At 57.1% G+C, this 19,247-nt stretch carries 14 protein-coding genes; 7 read left to right on the forward strand and 7 right to left on the reverse strand.

All coding sequences use genetic code 11. From position 1 onward, the window contains the following. Positions 1-43: 43 nt before the first annotated feature. The 3 genes from gap (at position 44) to ACONT6_RS00620 (ending at position 3,949) form a co-directional block, all read left to right on the forward strand. Positions 44-1,066, forward strand: a complete 1,023-nt coding sequence (gap, locus tag ACONT6_RS00610) for a type I glyceraldehyde-3-phosphate dehydrogenase (RefSeq protein WP_181254447.1) — start codon at positions 44-46, stop codon at positions 1,064-1,066. Between the two features lie 22 nt (positions 1,067-1,088). After that, a complete protein-coding gene (locus tag ACONT6_RS00615; protein WP_428819972.1) occupies positions 1,089-1,562 on the forward strand; it encodes a DTW domain-containing protein in 474 nt (157 codons plus the stop codon). Positions 1,563-1,792: 230 nt separating this feature from the next. Further along, positions 1,793-3,949 (forward strand): PKD domain-containing protein, encoded by a 2,157-nt coding sequence (locus ACONT6_RS00620; RefSeq protein WP_428819973.1) that lies wholly within the window; start codon positions 1,793-1,795, stop codon positions 3,947-3,949. A gap of 111 nt (positions 3,950-4,060) precedes the next feature. On the opposite strand, the gene ACONT6_RS00625 is transcribed toward ACONT6_RS00620, so the two are convergent. Beyond that, entirely contained in the window at positions 4,061-5,407 is a 1,347-nt protein-coding gene (locus ACONT6_RS00625; protein ID WP_428819974.1) for a hypothetical protein, read from the reverse strand. 210 nt (positions 5,408-5,617) lie between these two features. Here ACONT6_RS00625 and ACONT6_RS00630 point away from each other — a divergent pair, with 210 nt between their 5' ends. Then, the gene (locus ACONT6_RS00630) at positions 5,618-6,136 is read left to right on the forward strand and encodes a peroxiredoxin (RefSeq protein ID WP_428819975.1); all 519 of its coding nucleotides are present in this window, start codon (positions 5,618-5,620) and stop codon (positions 6,134-6,136) included. 138 nt (positions 6,137-6,274) lie between these two features. On the opposite strand, the gene ACONT6_RS00635 is transcribed toward ACONT6_RS00630, so the two are convergent. Then, entirely contained in the window at positions 6,275-7,072 is a 798-nt protein-coding gene (locus tag ACONT6_RS00635; RefSeq protein WP_428819976.1) for a DUF2884 family protein, read from the reverse strand. Positions 7,073-7,393: 321 nt separating this feature from the next. On the opposite strand from ACONT6_RS00635, the gene ACONT6_RS00640 reads away from it, so the two are divergent. Beyond that, positions 7,394-9,976 (forward strand): TonB-dependent receptor plug domain-containing protein, encoded by a 2,583-nt coding sequence (locus ACONT6_RS00640; RefSeq protein ID WP_428819977.1) that lies wholly within the window; start codon positions 7,394-7,396, stop codon positions 9,974-9,976. A 244-nt stretch (positions 9,977-10,220) separates the two neighbouring features. Here ACONT6_RS00640 and ACONT6_RS00645 read toward each other — a convergent pair whose 3' ends face one another. Together ACONT6_RS00645 and ACONT6_RS00650 are read right to left on the reverse strand one after the other, a co-directional pair. Continuing rightward, positions 10,221-11,369 (reverse strand): pyridoxal phosphate-dependent aminotransferase, encoded by a 1,149-nt coding sequence (locus ACONT6_RS00645; RefSeq protein WP_428819978.1) that lies wholly within the window; start codon positions 11,367-11,369, stop codon positions 10,221-10,223. Between the two features lie 54 nt (positions 11,370-11,423). Beyond that, positions 11,424-12,242 (reverse strand): sulfite exporter TauE/SafE family protein, encoded by an 819-nt coding sequence (locus tag ACONT6_RS00650; protein ID WP_428819979.1) that lies wholly within the window; start codon positions 12,240-12,242, stop codon positions 11,424-11,426. Positions 12,243-12,540: 298 nt separating this feature from the next. On the opposite strand from ACONT6_RS00650, the gene ACONT6_RS00655 reads away from it, so the two are divergent. Continuing rightward, positions 12,541-14,931, forward strand: coding sequence for a zinc-dependent metalloprotease (locus tag ACONT6_RS00655; protein ID WP_428819980.1), 2,391 nt, complete (start codon positions 12,541-12,543; stop codon positions 14,929-14,931). Positions 14,932-15,008: 77 nt separating this feature from the next. Here the strand turns inward: ACONT6_RS00655 and ACONT6_RS00660 are convergent, their stop codons facing one another. From ACONT6_RS00660 to ACONT6_RS00670, 3 genes are all read right to left on the reverse strand, one after another. Next, entirely contained in the window at positions 15,009-16,940 is a 1,932-nt protein-coding gene (locus ACONT6_RS00660) for a S8 family serine peptidase (RefSeq protein WP_428819981.1), read from the reverse strand. 110 nt (positions 16,941-17,050) lie between these two features. After that, positions 17,051-17,848 (reverse strand): transglutaminase domain-containing protein, encoded by a 798-nt coding sequence (locus tag ACONT6_RS00665; protein ID WP_428819982.1) that lies wholly within the window; start codon positions 17,846-17,848, stop codon positions 17,051-17,053. An 11-nt stretch (positions 17,849-17,859) separates the two neighbouring features. After that, entirely contained in the window at positions 17,860-18,090 is a 231-nt protein-coding gene (locus tag ACONT6_RS00670) for a DUF350 domain-containing protein (protein WP_428819983.1), read from the reverse strand. A gap of 165 nt (positions 18,091-18,255) precedes the next feature. On the opposite strand from ACONT6_RS00670, the gene ACONT6_RS00675 reads away from it, so the two are divergent. Then, the gene (locus ACONT6_RS00675; RefSeq protein WP_428819984.1) at positions 18,256-18,864 is read left to right on the forward strand and encodes an SPFH domain-containing protein; all 609 of its coding nucleotides are present in this window, start codon (positions 18,256-18,258) and stop codon (positions 18,862-18,864) included. Positions 18,865-19,247 lie beyond the last annotated feature (383 nt).

Below are 19,247 nucleotides of genomic sequence, written 5' to 3' on the forward strand. Positions count from 1 at the left end.
CGGAAATAAATCCAGAAGGCGGTGCCGTCAGCCTGAGGATTTCATGCCCAACCAATCTCCTATAAGACTCGCCATCAACGGCTACGGCCGCATAGGACGCAGCGTTCTGCGCGCCCTCTACGAATCCAATCTGCGCGACCAAATGCAGATCGTTGCCATCAACGAGCTGGCCGACTGCGCCACCATCGCGCACCTGACCAAATACGACACCGTGCACGGCCGCTTCCATGGCGAAGTCACCGTCCACAACGACGCCTTACAGATTAACGGCGACCCGATTGCCGTCACCCACTTTGAAAACCTCGAAGACCTCGACTGGCGCCAAGAGCGCGTGGATATCGTCCTCGAGTGCACCGGCAGCTTCACTGAGCGCGAACGCGCGGAACTGCATTTAAAGGCGGGTGCCAAGAAAGTCATCTTCTCCCAGCCCGCCACCAGCGACGTCGACGCCACCATCGTCTACGGCGTCAACGACACCGCACTGACCGGCGCTGAGACCATCATCTCCGCCGCCTCCTGCACCACCAACTGCAGCATTCCCGTCATCGCCGCACTGGAGAGTGCCTTCGGCATCGAAGCCGGCGTTATCACCACCATCCACTCGGCCATGAACGACCAGCCGGTAAACGATGCCTACCATCACACCGACCTGCGCAAAACCCGTTCCGCCATCTCCTCCATCATCCCGGTAGACACCGGGCTGGCCCGGGGAATCGAGCGCATACTCCCGGAAATGGCCGGCAAATTCGAAGCCCAGGCCATGCGCGTACCCACCGTCAACGTCTCCGCTATCGACCTCTCCGTGCAGCTGCACAGGAATGTCACCCAGGCGGAAGTGAACTCGGTACTGAAGCGCGCGGCAGAAACCCGCTTCTCCGGCGTCCTGGGCTATACCGAAGAACCGCTCACCTCCTGCGACTACAACCACGACCCCCGCTCCGGCATTGTCGATGCTAGCCAGACCCGTGTAGCTGGCGGCAGGCTGGTCAAGGTACTGATCTGGTTCGACAACGAATGGGGCTTTGCCAACCGCATGCTGGATGTCGCCAGACACGTGAACGTTTGAACACGGTTGCGACGCTGTACCGGTGAAAATTTATCTCCTGACCCACGAAAGAGAGCTGGATAGGCCGACTAATACCGGAAGGCTTGCGCTGGATGTGGGCGGGGATACGGAAGGCGTTGTCGAGCGCATCGTCTGGAACCGCGTTGCGCCCAGCCCGAAGCTGCTCTCCGTGCTCAAGACTCCCAATACAGGATTGCTGTATCCGGTAGCGGAAGTCCCTGGCGAAGAGATCGCACTCGCAGATTGTGATCAATTTGTCCTGCTGGACGCCACCTGGCAGGAAGCACGCAAGATGTTTAATCGCAGTCCCTATTTGCATCCTGTAAAACGTGTTGCGTTGAACACGACTGAATCTTCTCGCTATGCGCTGCGGCGCAATCAGCGACAGGGCGGTTTGTGTACTGTGGAATGCGTCATCGAAATTTTGCGGAGCAAGGGGCGCATGGAATTGGCTGCGCACATACAGGCGCAATTCGACCACTTCAATATCCGATAGCGTTCACCGCGTTAGCATTTTTTTTGTGAATGTAATCGCACTCATTGTGGGTCGTTTCCCATTTGGTTCATGACCAGGTGGGCCTTCCTATTCAAGCCCCTGAGCCGCTCATCGCAGGCTTCGTCCCACGTTGGACGGGAAGTGATAGTGGGAGAAGTGTCGTCAAGCCGAATTGGTAGATTGGAGGTGCACGCTGCAAAGCGTGCCTCAACCAATGAGGGAAAACGACGATGCATAATAAAAATAGATATAAAAAGTTGCTTCTCACCGTCGGCCTGACGGCCGCATTGCCGGCTTTCGGCCAGCAGTGCCAGTCTCCGGCGCCGGTGTGGGAAGACAACTTCGACGGTACCACTTTGGACACCTCCAAGTGGGAACCCATGATTGGCGATGGTTGCAGTTACGGTATCTGTGGCTGGGGCAATAGTGAGCTCCAGTATTACAAAGCCGAAAATGCCACCGTGGCCAACGGGTTGCTCACGATCACCGCGCGCAAGGAGCGGGTGCAGAGCAAGGCCTACACATCTGCGCGCCTGCGCACTGCCAACATGCCCAACGGCGGCGAGTGGACCAATGGTCGCTTTGAGGCGCGTATCAAGGTGCCGGATGGCACCGGCATGTGGTCGGCGTTCTGGATGCTGCCCACCGATCCCGCCGAGGGTTGGCCGATCAGCGGCGAGATCGACATTCTGGAATCGCTCGGTCAATCGGATGAATATGTCTTCGGCACGCTGCACTACGGCGAGCTCTACCCGAATAACTCCCATACCGGTAATCGCTTACTGATCCAGCCGGAACCCTGGTCGGCGGATTTCCATGTCTACGCGCTGGAGTGGGAGCCTGACGAGATGCGCTGGTACGTGGACGACCAGCTTTACGCGACACTGACTCCCAATGACCTCACCGACGCATCCTACTGGACCTTCGAAAATTACCAGTATCACTTCCTGCTGAACCTGGCGGTGGGCGGTAACCTCGGCGGTGCGGTAGATGATTCCATGCTGCCGCAAACTATGCAGGTGGATTATGTTCGGGTCTATGATCACGGCCAGCCCAGCATCAAGGGTGACCGTATTGTGGATAACGGCGAAACCACCACCTATTCCGTAGCAGGTGCGATCGGCGGCAATCCCGGTTATGCCTGGAGCCTGCCGGCCGACGCGACCCTGGTTGCCGGTGGCAACAGCGATACTGTCACCGTGCAGTGGGGCAGCGCCGGCGGCGCTGTGACTGTCAGCGTGACTGACAGTTGTGGCAATCGCGAACTAAGTTTGCCGGTACATGTGGGGCCAAAGCTGGTGCAGGAGAGCGTGCTGGATAACTTCGAGTCCCAGCGCAACCTGACCTACAGCGTGTTCGACGGCACCTTTGTTCAGGATGCCGCCAACCCGCAGGCGGATGCCAACAATGCCTCATCCACCGTGGCGATGTATACCCGTTCTGCGGGTGCCCAGTACGACGTGATCGCTGCCGATACCAACGCGGTGCCCGATGCGGATCCGTTCCTTTCCGGTGAGAAAGCGTTTTATATGGATGTGTTCACCACCGCCGCTCCGGGTACCCAGATCCTGGTACAGCTGGAAGATAGCGCTACAGCCACTGCCACCAACTACCCCACAGGGCGCCACTCCAAGTATGCGGCCTATGTAGGCGAGGGCAGCGGCTGGCAGCGACTCAAGTTCGAGTTGGACGACCGTATAGATGGCGGTACTCCGGCAAATGCCGTGGACAGCCTGGTGATCCTGTTTGACCCCAACACCTTCAACGGAGACACCTACTACTGGGATAACTTCGACATCTACGGTCTCGATACCGGAGCCAATCAATCCCCCACCGCAAGTGCCAGTCACACCTGCACCGATCTGGACTGCAGTTTTGACGGCAGCGCCAGTGCGGACAGCGATGGTTCGGTTGTCGGCTACCAGTGGGACTTTGGAGACGGTGCTTCCGCCTCCACCGTTTCGGTCAGCCACACCTACGCCGCATCAGGTACCTATACCGTAACGCTGACGGTTACCGATGATCAGGGCGCAAGCGGCCAGGCAAACTTCGATGTGAGCGTAAACGACGGCGCCGAGGCCACCACCATGTACGTGTCCAGCGTGGTGACCGGTACCGCTGCTGCGGGAAGGGGGCAGAAGTACGCCACCGCAACGGTGACCGTGCTGGATGATCTGGGCCGCGGCGTGCCGGGTGTGTCAGTGAGCGGTAACTTTGCTGGCAGCATTACCGAAAGTGGTGCGAGCGGACTCACCGATAGCAACGGTATCGCCAGCATCACCAGTACGGCTACTGCTGGTGGTAACCTCTCGGCCAGCTTCTGTGTCACGGACCTGAGTGGTGGCCTGAGCCACGATACTGCTACCAGCACTGGGCTTTGCCAGTAAAGTAGTGCGCATTTGGGCGGCGGTAGCCGCCGCGCGCAAAGAGGATATCTAGATATCCGCGTAAATGAAGGCCTGCCCCCGGTGACGCCGGGCGCAGGCTTTTTTTATTGGTTAGTTGAAACCGCAGGAGCCCAGACGATCTTTGTAAGGCTGGGAATCCTTCATAAACGCCACATACTCTTCGCGAAAGCTCGCGCAGGATGCGGTGGAATCACCCGAGGTACCACAGCAGCGAATCACTTCTGACAGCGCCTGCTGTGAAACACTGTCAAACGCTTCGGACTGGCCGGCACCGTACATGATGCTGTCGGGCCAGCTCTTTGCCGGACGCCACGAGTTGTTGCCATAGGCACCACCGTAATAGCAGCCTGCGCCCTCCATGCAGTCGAGCCCGATATCCTCGGTGCCCCAGGCGGGTGTGCACTGGGAGCCAAAGTACTCGTCCTCGGCGTCCTCGGACCAGGTGCAGCAGGAAACGGTGCCGCCGTCGTCGGTTTTGCATTCACCGGATTCGCTGCGGTTGTGGCTGACACAGGCATCCTTGCTGTCGAACGTGTTGCAGGCAGCGCTTGCGGAAAGCGTGTATTCGGAGGCGGGCTTGTAGCTGTTACACCACTTCTCGCAGCCGGGACCATCCAGGTTGCCCCATTCCCGCGACAGCTCGCTAGGCCAGCCGGTGACGGGAGATCCGTCGGCGTTGGTGCCGCCGTCATAGAGGTCGGCGAGGCCGAAATTGTGTCCAACCTCGTGTACCACAAGATTTTTCAGATTAAACAGCGCGGTATCCGCGTCCGGCCACTGACTGTCGCTGCCGAGGTAGATGATCTCGCCACCGGAAGCGCCGTAGCCGGTATCCGCGATCACCACCTTGATTACCCCATGGATATCATCGACCTCACACTGCTCGAGAATTGCCTGGTGGACCCGCTCATCGTTACAGGCAAAGGAGGCGCCGCTGCTGTTGCCGGTGGCTTCACACCCGAGTGCATCTGCACCAGTCAGCTCGAGCCGGTAAAAGGCGAAGTTCGCTGTATAGTCCTTTAGCGGTGCCAGCTGCTGGAACTGGTTGTGCACCGCATCTTCGACGATTTCATCGAAGTAGGGCGCACCATCAAGGTTGGCAAACAGCAGCTTGAATTCCGCGGCTTCACTACCGGCCACGAGCGGGCAGCTGGGGGTGGTATTTACCCGGGCGTAATCGCCCGGTTGCACAGTCTGGAGTGATCCAGAAGTGTCCGTCGGCGTATCAGAAGCACCGCCGGAGCCACCTTGTGCGTCGCTGGGGGCATTGGATGGTGGTGGAACCTGGGTGAGGTCCGCTCCGGGATCTTCACTGCCGCCACCGCCGCCACCGCAGCCGAGGGCAAGGGTGACATAAATACACAGGCCACTTAGCCAGAAAGTACGGAATCGCATCTTGAAAGGATTGAGGTTGCCTAAGTGTGGACACTTGGCCATAGTCCACTGGTTATTGGTATTCGAGCCCAATCCATCGTGCGCCTGTCACCGGAGCCCCTGTAATCCCTTCCGGCTGATTATGTTTGGTGCAAAAGTAGGCGATTCTACGGTTGAAAAATGATCGTTTCCAGCGATAAAACCGCAGTTTCGGAACTGAATGGAAAGTCAGATTGATGCCCGGCCTCCGCCGGAAAAGCCTGGAGAAAAGTGATGAGAAAATTGTTCTTTTTATTCGCCGTGATGGCGATTGCTTTGCCCGCTTCTGCACTGGAAGTGGGAGATATGGCCCCAGAGTTTTCTCTGCAGGCTTCCGACGGGAAAACTTATACCCTGTCCGATTACAAGGGCAAGCAGGCCGTCGTGGTGGCCTGGTATCCCAAGGCATTTACCAAAGGCTGCACCATCGAGTGCAAGTCCCTGGCGGAGAACGGCCACCTGATCCGTGAATACGACGTGGCCTACTTTATGGCGAGCACCGACGAAGTAGAGGACAACGCCAAGTTCGCGGCAGAGCAGAAAGCGGATTTCCCGCTGTTGAGCGATCCGTCCGGTGACGTCGCCGTTGCCTACGATGTGAAAATGCCGGTGTTGAATATGGCCAAGCGGGTAACCATTTACATCGGCAAAGACGGCAAGGTGCTGAAGATCGATCGCGATATCAAACCCGCAACCAGCGCTCAGGACATGGCGGCTACCCTCGGGCAGCTGGGTGTGGCGCGTAAGGAATAAGAATTTCCTCGCGGTTAATCTGGATCAATAAAGGCCGCTCAAGCGGCCTTTTCTTTACCTGAGTTTTCTGGCGAGCATCCCGTAAATAAAAAAGGCCGCAATTGCGGCCGAACACTGGGGGTATTGTTTAAAATGCTGTTAGCTAGATTTTTTTGCCTCGAGCAGCTCCATGCCCTGCAGCTCGGGTATTGCGCGATGCAGATCGGTTTCCAGGGCATCCAGTTCAAGTAGTTGGGTGCAAAGCCCTTCGGCGCGCGCCTCAAGTCTCTCCGCTTTCTTTTCCATCACCTTCTCCACCTTTTCGGCAGCCAGCTCTGCATCCCGCTCGATACTCGCGCCACCGGTGAACGCCGCTTTCAGTGCGTGCCAGGCGATCTTACCCGCGGATTTCTTTGCCAGGGCCTCGAGCTGGGGTTCTAACTCCCGCTCGAAGGATTCACCCATCGCATGGTCAATCCAGGATCCACCGAAGGTGTATACATCACCCGGGCGCTGGGTTTGCACCAGTAGTTTGGTGCGCAGGGCTCGTGAAGATGAGAGAAATTCCTGGGTGTCAGGATCGTCCGCACCGGCGAGGACTGACAGCGCTATTCCAACTCCATCCAGCGCGATATCCATCGCGTCTGCCGCTATCAGTGAGACATCGCGACCTGCACTGTGCAGGCCCTGCTGGTAGGACTGCATCAGCGCCTGCTGTTCCGGTGTCAGGATGACGCCGTCGTCGCCCACCGCCAGTTGGTCCGGTGCATGGTAAGCGATCTGTGGCGCACCTTTGTCTCCTCCCCGGGTCTCTATGAAATCCGGGCCCACGGTTACCTGCTGGTGCAGGTCCACCGAGCAACTGCTGTGATTGTCTGCATCGATATGCACCTCAGTGGCCAATGCTACTGAGGAAGAAAGTGCTGCAACTGCAAAGAATGGGAGTAGGTGCTTCATCGCTGTATCCGTATTTATTCATCTGCACCTATGACGCATGCAGTGATCCATATGGATGCACGGAGGGGGTAAAAAAATCTGGCATGCATATTGCTCTATACCGTGTAGCGCTCAGAAAAATACCTGAGAACTGCTGATTCCGGTGGTCGCGGGGATCCCCCGCACCGCTCTGTCTCCCGGGTGCACATGGCCCGGACGTATCTGAAAGTGCCCGTTGTATCTGATGTATTGCGAGCTGTGTATATCCCCGGATTGCACGGCACGGGATGCTTTTGCCCAAAATTTATGGTTATGGCATTTATTCAATAAGAAGGGTGGGTTATGAAGCGTAAGTCTTTAAGTTTTGCTGTAATGGCAATAATTGCCGGCGGTGCACTTGCACCAGTGGCACCAGTAATGGCGGAAGAAATTGAGGAGGTGGCCGTTACCGGCGTCCGCGGCAAGCCGCGCTCGGTTTCGGATTCTCCGGTACCGGTAGATGTGTTCGGCAGTGAGGCACTGGAATCGGTATCCCATACCGATACCAACGATGTGCTGAAAACACTGGTGCCCTCCTACAACGTATCCCGGCAGCCCATCAGTGACGGCGGCACTTTCATTCGCCCGGCGCAACTACGCGGTATGCCTACCGATAAGACACTGGTTCTGGTCAACTCTAAGCGTCGTCACCGCGCCTCCCTCGTACAGATTGGCGGCTCCGGTACCCAGGGCCCGGATATTGCCACCATCCCGAGTTCCGCACTGAAATCGGTGGAAGTGCTGCGCGATGGTGCGGCGGCGCAATATGGCTCGGATGCGATCGCAGGGGTTATCAACTTTATCCTCAAGGACAACGCTGAGGGTGGGTCTTTCTCGGTGAATGCGGGTGAATACAGCGAAGGGGATGGTTTTCAAACCACTGCCGCTGGTAATTTCGGCCTGGCACTTGGCACTGATGGATTCCTGAGTATTTCTGGTGAAGTTTCCCAGCAGGACTTCACCCAGCGCGCAGAACAATACTGTGGCGACTGGTTCTGCCTGGATCAAAACAACCCCATTTACGACAGCAGCGAATGGTACGCGGCCTATACCGAAGACCCGGATTTTATTGCCGCGTCAAAAAATGCCTCACTTGAGGGCGATGTAGTGCAGCCATGGGGGCAGCCGAATGCCGAAGCCGCGCGTCTGTTCTTTAATGCGGGTTACGATCTCGGCGGTGGCAAGGAACTTTACGCTTTCGGTAACTACTCCGAAAGCGAGGCCGATGGCAGCTTCTATTACCGTTACCCCAACAACGGCACCATTATGGATCTCCGTGAAGAAGACGGCTCCATTTACAATCCTCTGGAAAAATTCCCGGGTGGCTTTACGCCGCGCTTCTTCGGTGAAGTCACCGACTACTCACTGGTCAGTGGCTTGAAAGGAGAGATGAGTTCCGGAATCCTGTACGACTTTAGTGCACGTTACGGTCTCAGTGAGGTGGCGTACACCCTGAAAAATACCATCAACCCCTCTATGGGCCCCGATAGCCCCACTTCGTTCAAGCCGGGTACGCTGGCAAACGAAGAAATTCAGTTGCAGGCAGATTTCTCCAAAGAGCTCGACTTGGGAATGACAGCACCAGTGGTTGCCGCATTCGGTCTGAGCTATATGGATGAGTCCTATGAACTGACCGGTGGCGATCCCGATTCCTATGCGGCTGGGCCCTACGCAACACAGGACCCCTGGGGTTTCTGTGAGGGTGGTGTGGAAACCGCTGCAGGGCAGGCCGCAATCGATGCCGGTTCTAGCCTGAATTGTGCCGACGAAGACGACCCTGTTTACACCGCAGTGGGTGTTGGCTCCAACGGCTTCCCCGGTTATTCACCGGAATACAGCGGTAGCTATTCCCGCGACTCCTACGCCATCTACGGTGATTTGAGTACCGATCTTTCTGACAAGTTATTCGTGCAGGCCGCTGCCCGTTTCGAAGATTATTCCGACTTTGATTCCGAGCTGGTAGGCAAGCTTGCCATGCAGTACGACCTGACCGAAACCATCGGCCTGCGGTCTTCTATCGGTACCGGTTTCCGCGCACCGACTCCGGGTCAGCAGGGCACCACAAATGTTTCGACTCGATTGCCCAATGGCTTCCCTGTAGCCACCGGCCTGTTCCCCGCAAGCAGCAGTGTTGCACAGGCTCTGGGGGCGGAGGCTTTGAAACCCGAGACCTCTACCAACTTCACTTTCGGTTTTACCGCCGACTTCGACAAGCTCAATCTGACCGTCGACTTCTATCGAATTGATGTTGATGATCGTACTTACGCAATTTCCACACTGGATGTTTCTGCCGACGATTCAGATCCGGCGGCCTACGCTAACTATCTGGCACTGGTTGATGCGGGTGTTGTGGGAGCAGAGTCTATCGGTGGGGTTTTCTATTTCACCAATGCGTTCGATACCCGTACCCAGGGTGTGGATGTGGTGGCGACCTATCCACTGGAATGGTCAGGTGATAGCGTAACTAACGTTACCGCCTCTCTGAACTACAACAAACATGAGTTTGCCTCGGATCCCAGTGAGTACCTGAACGAGGAAGACCAGTACGACTTTGAAAACTTCAACCCGAAACTGCGCGGTGCGGTAACCGCAACGCACGAATTTGGACCGCTCGCACTGATGGCACGCGCCAACTGGTATGGCAGCTCCGAAAACTATCAGGGCGGAGAGATCCAGGATTACAGCTCCGTAGTGCAGGTTGACCTCGAAGGCAAGTATCACCTGACTGAATCGACCAATGTGAGCCTGGGTGGACGCAATATCTTTGACGAGTACCCGGATGAGGACATGCTTGGAGACTACTGCTGTGGCGCCAAGTATCCCTCAGACTCCATTATTGACTGGCAGGGTTCTTACTACTATATGAGCCTGAATCATAATTTCTAAAACAGCAGTGTCTTCTGCAACCTTGAATCCCCGCCTCGGCGGGGATTTTTTGTGCCTGGAATAAACGCATCTGAATGTTCGGGCATATGGGAACCGACTTGATGTAGCTTTGGGGAAAGGAGGCTGAGGGTTGGCCGCGAGGCAAGATGACTGGAAGTGAAAGCCAGCAGGCCGCAATTGATAGGCACAAAAAAGGCCAGCAGAGCTGGCCAGTGGAGCGACTGTTATTCTTAGGCTGAATAAATCAGCTCATACGGTGCAGTACCTTGGGCAACGCGGACGTGTATTTCTGCACATCTTCGATATAACCCATGCTGACCCGCGACCAGTTGGTGTAGTCGCGGTAGATGCCACGGATCAATACGTTCTCTTTTGCCATTTCTTCGCGGAAGGTTTCCGCGTTGAGATCGCCCAGGTTTACGAACATGAAGTTGGTGACAGAAGGCAGGGCAGTCAGGCCGTTTTCCTTTACGGCTGCGCTGACCATATCCCGGGCCTCTTTGACTTTGCTGCGGCAGTAGTCCATGAACTTGTGGTCTTCGTAACAGGCAATGGCGGCAGCCAGGCCAGCCTGGTTCAGTCCGTACCACCCCAGGCCGTAGCGTTCCATTTCTGCGATCTTTTCCGGCTGTGCGATCAGGTAGCCCACGCGCATGCCGGCAAGTCCGTAGATCTTGGAGAAGGTGCGCGCAACGATCACGTCGTGCCCGTCCTTGATCAGCGGAATAACCGTATTGGCATCGCTGTTGTCGGTGAGTTCGTTGTAGGCCTCGTCGGCCAGAACAGTGCATTTCTTGGAAGCCTTGATACAGAAATTGCGCATCGCAACCGGGTCGATCAGCATCCCGGTCGGATTGTTCGGGTTGGTGACCTGAACCATGGAGATGGAATCATCGATGGCGCCGTACATTGCGTCCAGGTCGATGGCCAGGGACTCGAGTTTGGGGAGTCGTTTGATCTCGCCGATTTTCTGCATTTCAACCACCCGTGAGGTGGTGTCCCAGAAGAGGTCCGGTCCGAGAATATTGCCTTTCTGGGCAGCGGCGATGGCCGCGGCGGCAAGACCGGCGCTACTGCCGGAACCGAGCGTGACATGATCCGGTGTGAGCCCGTGGCGCTCTGCGATCATAGTTTTCAGGCGCATCACGCTGTCGTAAACGTAGTAGGCACCTTTCTGGCTCGCTTCCATCATGGCCTTAAGTGCAGCGGGGCTGGGACCGTATGGGTTTTCGTTGGCGTTGAGTTTGGCTACGCCGGGGGGCGGTCCGTACAGGGGGGTAGGTCGCACGATCTCTTTTGCGGATGCGCTGCTGGCGAGTCCGCCTACGGTCGCCGCGGAGAAGGCGGCAGTGGTGCCCTGTAGAAACAACCTCCTGCTCAGTGATTTATGCATTATTTTGCTCTCCCCGTTATTCGAGTGTTGTGTTGAGTTCGATGAATGGTTGCATCACGCCTTGGCGAACATCGCCAGGGATACCGCGATCAGGTAGACCCCGAAGAGACGCTTCAGGTGTAATTCGTTCAGGCTGTGTGCCCAGCGCGCTCCGATGGGGGCGGAAATGATCGAGAACACAGAAATCGCGATCAGCGCCGGAATATTGATGTAGCCAATGGAACCCATGGGCAGATTCGGTGCATTCAGCCCCATAATGAGGAATCCTATGGCGCCGGGCAGGCCGATCAGGAAGCCGATACCGGATGCGGTTGCCACTGCCTGGTGCGTCGGGCGGTTGCACAGCACCATGGTCATTACAGTGATGGTGCCGCCGCCGATCCCCAGCAGCGATGAAAAACCGCCAAGGAAGCTCGCCAGGCCAGCGCGCGCAAAACCCGTGGGCATTTCCAGTTTGCCCTTGAGGCCGTCAAACAGGTTGGGAAACAGAAAGTAGATGGAGTACAGCAGTACGCCGGCGGCAAATACATGTACCAGGCTCTGGCTGTTGGTAAAGGATGCAATATAGAGGCCGGCACCGACCCCCAGTACGATCCAGATAGACCAGTCCCTCAATACCTTGAAGTCCACGGCCCCGCGTTTACTGTGCGCCTGCACCGAGCGCGCCGATGAAATTACGATAGAAGCGAGGGAGGTGCCCACCGCCACGCGCATCATTTCATCCGATGCGCTGTGTAAAAACGGGAATACCGCCAGCAACGCAGGTACAACGACAAAGCCCCCGCCATTTCCGAAAAGTCCCGCGGTAATACCCGCAATAAGGCCCGCGGCGCAGAGCAGCAGGATAAACAGTGAAATTTCCTCGACGCTCATATACTTCTCCGACGTTCTCCATTGAACAGAGATGGAAAAGCATTAACCGTGCCAAACGACGCGCCAATTTTTTGTGGGCGTAGGGCTTGCGGTAAAGCGTCGCCGATGAGCGGTAGAGTGATTTCCGGTAGATTGTGCGGCCGGTGCCCTTTTGTACAGAGAGTTCGTTTTTTATTTCCCCTCGATGCGGGCTTGGTTCTAGCCACAGGTTCACGAATGGCTGTCAGGTGTTAATCTCTGCGACTGATTTCCGGCGCAATCCGCGCCGGAAAGTTTCAGTAACCCTGCCGGGGGAGACATGTTTAGAAGAATAATCATTGCAACCGCACTGCTGCTCAGCATCTGCGCACAGGCGGAAACCATCAGTGGCCTTACCACAGGCCTGGACAGGCAGCAGGGCCTGTTCGACTTTTACTGGGATGACCGAAAAGGTCGGGTGCTACTGCAGATCGACCAGTTTGACCGCGAGCTGTTGCTGCTTACCGGCCTTGCGCAGGGACTGGGATCGAATCCGGTAGGCTTGGATCGCAACCAGGCGGGTGAGAGTCGTGTGGTGAAATTCGAGCGGGTGGGCAACAAGGTATTGATCCACCAGATAAATCTCGATTACCGGGCGCAGTCGGACAACCCGGCTGAGCGGCGCGCAGTCGAGGAAGCCTTTGCTTCGTCTGTGCTGTGGGGCTTCGAGATTCTCGCGGAAGAGGGCAGTGGTGTGCTGGTGGACTTCACGCCCTTCCTGTTGAGCGATCAGCACGGTATCGCTCAGCGGCTGAAAGACGCCGAGCAGGGTAGCTACAGCGTGGACGCCAGTAAATCGGCGGTCTACCTGCCGCGTACCCGCAGCTTTCCGCAAAATACCGAGTTTGAAGCACAGCTGACTTTTGCCGGCAGTGAGCCCGGTAAATACATGAAGGAAGTTGTGCCCACCCCGAAGCTGGTGACACTGCGCCAGCATATTTCCCTGGTGGCACTGCCTGAAGACGGTTACCAGCCGCGCGAGTTTCACAGCCGCAGTGGTTACTTCCCGCTCACCTACCGGGACTACGCCACGGAAATTGACCAGCCGATGGATCAGCGACTGATCTTCCGCCATCGCCTGCAGAAAAAGCCCGACAGCAATGAAGTGGTCGAGCCGATTGTGTACTACGTGGATTCCGGTGTGCCGGAGCCGGTGCGCAGCGCCCTGATCGAAGGCGCCAGCTGGTGGAATCAGGCATTTGAGGCCGCCGGTTTTGAAAACGCCTTCCAGGTAAAACTGCTGCCGGAAGACGCCGACCCGCTGGATGTGCGCTACAACGTGATCAACTGGGTCCACCGCTCTACCCGCGGCTGGTCCTACGGTTACTCGGTCTATGATCCGCGCACCGGTGAAATCCTCAAGGGCAATGTCACCCTCGGCTCCCTGCGGGTGCGTCAGGACTTCCTGATTGCACAGGGCCTGTTGCAGCCCTACGGTAAAAAGGATGCGGATACCGAGAAGCTGAAGGCAATGGCGCTTGCGCGTATCCGTCAGCTCTCCGCCCACGAGGTCGGCCACACCCTGGGCCTCGCGCACAACTTTATTGCGAGTGCCGAAGGGCGCGCTTCAGTGATGGATTACCCGGCACCGCTGGTCACCCTGAGTGGCAAGGATCTTAAACTAAGTGAAGCCTACGACTCCGGTATCGGTGCCTGGGACAAACTGGCAATCCGCTACGGCTACGGTATTGCCGATGATGCAGAGCAGGAATTTCTGGCCGGCATCATCGAAGAGGCGCAACAACAGAAATTGCGTTTTATCTCTGACCCGGACTCCCGCGCAATCAACAATGCACATGCAGAATCCCACCTGTGGGATAACGGGGAAGAGGTACTGGAAGAGTTCCAGCGGATGACCGAGCTGCGCCGGCACGCACTGGAAAACTTCTCCGCGGCTGCCAACCGTCCGGATGTAGCGCGCTCCTCTCTCGACGAGACCCTGGTACCTGTCTACTACGGTCATCGCTACCAGGCGGAAGCCGTGGGCAAGCTAATCGGCGGGCTGGATTACAACTACCTGTACAACGATGCCGAGAGCGAGAGTTACACCATGGTGCCGGCGGACAGGCAGCAGCAGGCAATAGATTCACTGGCTGCGACGCTGAAGCCGCAATTCCTGACCCTGCCAGAAAAAGTGCTGCAGCTGTTGCCGCCGAAGTCCTACGGTTACAGCCGCACCATTGAAAGCTTTCCCGCATACACCGGCGTGACGTTTGACAGCATCGCCATGGCGGAGGCCGCGGCTGGCCACACGCTTTCCATCCTGCTGCATCCCGAGCGCGCCGCGCGCTTGCAGCAACAGCAGGCGCGCAGGGGCGCGGGGCCAGGTTTCAATACCCTGCTTGCCCAGTTGACCGAGCAAGCTCTGGATCACGGCGATTATGAGGGATTGCAGGCCGCCGTTCACCAGCGGGTCAACCATGTGTATATCCATCAGCTGATGATACTGGCGGGCAACAAGAAAGCCCCTGCGTCTGCGCGCGCCCGCGCGAATTTCGAACTGGCCAGGTTCCAGCACGCGGTTGGTGAGATGAAGCTGTTCGGGGAAGATCCGCACGGCTATAACGCCCACTACTTTTACGAGGCCAACCGCATAGCTGCCTATATGGCCGGGGACCTCGAAGTGGAAGCCGGGGATATCAAGCCGATGCCCCCGGGATCGCCGATCTAACCGAGAAAGATTCATTCATTAAAAAAAGGCCGCGCAAAACCTGCGCGGCCTTTTTTTATTTCAATACAGTGCCGAACTTAAAACAGGCATTGGCTGCCCCACCAGAAGCGGCAGTTGATGGTGACACTTTTGGCAACCGAATGGCTGGCGCCATCGTCGTCGGTTACCGTGAGGGTCACCTGGTAAGTGCCGTTTTCGCTGTACGCGTGGCTGGGGTTCCGGGTGGTCGCACTGCCTCCGTCGCCAAAGTCCCAGGCCCAGCTGGCAATGCTGCCGTCACTGTCGCTGCTGTTGTCGGTAAAACTCGCGGTGACACGGGATACGGAAACACTGAAATCCGCGACCGGAGGCTCGTTTTCTACCGGTTCATCACTGCTGACCGTCACTTCCTGTGCGGTGGAGTCCGTCACTCCATCGTTGTCGGTGACTGTGAGCGATACATTGTAGGTGCCGGCGGCAGCGTAACTGTGGCTCGGGTTCTGCGCGCTGGAAGTGTTTCCGTCACCAAAATCCCAGTCCCACGCGGTGATATTGCCGTCCGGATCGCCGCTCTGATCCATGCAGTCGATGGTCAGTTCGTCGGTAGTGCAGCTGAATTCTGCCTGCGGTGGCCGGTTGCCGGTAGCTACCGCATCCAGTGCCGCGCGGGCATCCACAATACCGGCGCCACAGCCCCCGGAACAGCTGCCGGGTAGCGGGCGGGCGGTGTTCTGCAGGATGCTGGAAACCTCATCCGGGGAGATGCCGGGGCTCGCCTGGTAGAGCAGCGCGGCAACACCGGCCACATGGGGCGTCGCCATACTGGTGCCCTGGTAGTGGCGGTAGGTTTCCTGCGCGGGGCCCTGGGTGCCGCTGTTCAGGGTGGAGAGTATCCCGTTCGCGGTGGTATTGGTTTCACCGCCCGGTGCCGTCACTTCCACCGTACCCCCGTAATTCGAATAGGAGGCGCGATTCCCCTGCCGGTCGTTGGCGGCCACGGTGACCACGCCATTGCAGTTGGCCGGGGAAAAGTCTGCGGCGTTGGCATTGCTGTTGCCTGCGGCCACCACCACAGTAGTACCGTTATCCCGCGCGGTGTCGATGGCGCTTTGCATGGCACCGCCGCAGCTGCCACCACCGCCGAGGCTGAGGTTGATCACATGGGCGGGATTGGGGTTATCGGGTACGCCGCTGACACTGCCGCCCGATGACCACACAATGGCGTCGATGATGTCGGAGGTGTAGCCGCCGCATTTGCCGAGCACCCGCGCCACCAGCACCTTGGCACCGGGCGCTACTCCGGCCACGCCAAGACCGTTGTTGGTGATTGCCGCGATGGTGCCGGCGACATGAGTGCCGTGCCAGCTACTGTCACGGGGCTGGGAGGGATTGAAAAAGCCGCATTCCCAAACCTGCAGCCAGTCGCCCGGATCGCTCGGGTCGCTGTCGCGGCCATCGCCATCGTTCGCCACCGCCGTGTCGTCGATAAAGTCGTATCCGGGCAGGATATTGGCGTTCAGATCTGAATGGCCGGTGATCCCGGTATCGATAACCGCAACCACCACACCGCTGCCGTCGTGGGTATCCCAGGCTGCTTCCAGGTTGATGCCACCGGTACCTTCAAAATAGTGCCACTGCTCGCTGTAGCGGCTGTCATTGGGGACCGCGGTGTGCTGCATCATACGGTCTACCTCGACCGAGAGTACGCCCGGCTGCCTTTGCAGGGCCGCTACAAGGCGGTCCAGAGCAGTGGGTGGCAGGCGCTGTTGCAGACTCAGCAGGTCAAACTGACCGCTGGCGAGGCGGTGCCGATAGTGCATTTCGGTGCCGGTAACCTGCATGAGTTCCGCGGTGGCGGCGCGCGCCTGCTCGCTGGTGCGCGGGCCGGCAAAGCGAAGAATCAGTCGCTGCGGCTGTTCCGCGACAGGTTCTGGTGTTTGCGCGCTGAGCGGCGTGGCGAGAAAAAACGAGGTGGAGAGAAGAAGGGCAACCACGGCCGCACGGCCGGCACTGGCATAGTCGAATTTCACGGCAGCATCCTGCAACGGCTAGGAGCGGCCGGTACAACCGCCCCGGTTTTATTTCAGCGTCTTCCTGACGCCGGGTCATTTTTAAGCCTAGCAGCGATACCCGGGCACACTCAGCCGCGAATAAACTGGGATTTCCGGATCCAGTGACTACCGCGGTATTTGCGGGTTGGCGCAGAAGTGGTTTTGGCCCAGAAGTAGTCCCGGTTGAACTGGAACTCTACCTCATAGCCTTCCGCCAGCGCAGCCAGGGGCATGGCCTGCCAGTTGGACTGGCGGCGCTTGCTGGTGGCCTCCAGCAGGTACTCTGTGCCATTGACAATGGCGACCACCCAGGCGTGCCCCTGGCCCTTGTGGGTGCCAAGCGCCACCCGCGCATCGACGCCCAGGTTGATCAGCCAGTCTGCCAGCAGAATCGCGTGGTCTTCGCAGTCGCCGCGCTTCTGGTAATAGGCCTGGCGGGAGGTCTGCCAGATGTCGGCGAGCCCCGCGTATTGCAGGTGGTCATACTGGTATTCCTTGCGAATAGCCAGTGTGTACAGGGGAACCCAGAGCTCCCGGGTTTCAAACGGCTGGAAGCCGACCAGATAGCTGTTGGCAAAGTGGTGCAACTTATCCAGTCCGCGCGCGGATGCGGTCACCGACTCCAGGCCCTGCCAGTTCCATACGGAGATATAGCTGCTTTCCTGTTCCGAGCGTTTGCCGACCGCGTTCTGCACCGTGGATTCGGTAAGTGGTGTGGATACACCCTTTACGATCACCGTGCCCTTCTGGTTGTCGCTGACATCCGGCGAGCCGATCTCTCGCAGTTGGGGCAGGGGGACGGGTTGCGGTGTCGAGTTCTGTTGCAGGAGTAATTCCGGCAGCAACAGTATGACGCCCAGTGAAACGCCAATCAGCAGTAAACGCATTGCCGCTGGCCTCAGCCCTTGAGGCCAAACGAAATAATCATGGCCACGAACACCAGGATGGTGGAGGCAAAAATGGCCACCGCGATATTGCCGTTTTTCAGTTCCGCCTCGATATCGACATGCTTGAGCAGCTTTTTGTCGATCACCAGCAGCGCGACCATACCGATAACGAGGGCGATCAGTGTGTATAGAAGGTTCAGGCCGAGGTTGAAGAGGGTTGCGGTGAGAAATTCAGATTGCACGTTGTTTGATCCATGTGAACATATCCAATGGTTAATTAGATCATAACCTGCACGGATTTTCCGCCCTCACCGAAAGGTGTTCGCCGCATCGCAAGCGGCCTGCTTGCCGGACGGCGGCTTGGTCTCTATTGTGTGCAGCGATTTTCAACACAAAAGGGAATGTCGATGTTGTCTAAGTTGTCAAAAGTACTGGTTGTGATGGCAGTGGCGGGGCTTGTAGCCTGCGGTGATCGGGTGGAAGTGCCACCGGCACACGTGGGCAAAATTCTCACCAAGAACGGCTACAAGCCGAGTACGGTACCACCGTCCAAATTCCGCCTCGACCCGTGTCTGTTCTACTGTGACAAGCTGGTTACCCTGGCCACCGCAGATTTTGGTCACCTGGAAAAGTTCAAGCTGTTTATGCCCAAGGATCAGCTGAACATGAGTTTCGATATCCGCATGACCGGTTCGGTCAATGAGAAATATATCGACAATATCTTTGATCGGGTGCCCCCCCAGACTGACAATATTTCCGTCAATCAGGTGTACAACACTTACGCCCAGCCGGTGATCCGGGATGTGGTGCGCCGTGTTATCGCCAAGTACTCCATCAATGAGATCGCTTCCAGTCGCGAGATGCTGAGCCAGGAACTGTTTTCTGCCGTCACCACTTCACTGGAAGGCACGCCGATCAAGATCAAGCGCCTGGGGATCGCCGATGTGCAATTTCCCAAGGTGATCACCGAGGCCAAGGAGCGTGCCGCGGAACGTCGGGTTATGCAATCTGTATAGTATACCGATCAAAATATCCTGCTTCCTGCTTCCTGCTTCCTGCTTCCTGCTTCCTGCTTCCTGCCTTAACTAGCGACTAAGCCGAATGAGGTGGACTAGACGGCGAATACGACACGTGTGCGAAGTTCTGGAGGTTCGATGTAAACCTAATCTAAAAGTAAGTAGATTTTTGATTCGATAACACTCACAAATTAATAAAAATAATTAATGGCGAATATGTAATAAAAAAATATTAAAGATAATTTATAGAATTTATTCGTTGAGATTTGACGAAAGCAAGACTTGATTTTACGGATACTCACAGTTTTTCAAGTAAGTTATTAGGAATTCCAAGATCTTAAAAATATTACAAAAAACGTCTCACGAAAATAAAAAGTGATTTG

Origin of the sequence: Microbulbifer sp. MCCC 1A16149, assembly GCF_050368945.1 — a bacterium.
Classification (GTDB): domain Bacteria; phylum Pseudomonadota; class Gammaproteobacteria; order Pseudomonadales; family Cellvibrionaceae; genus Microbulbifer.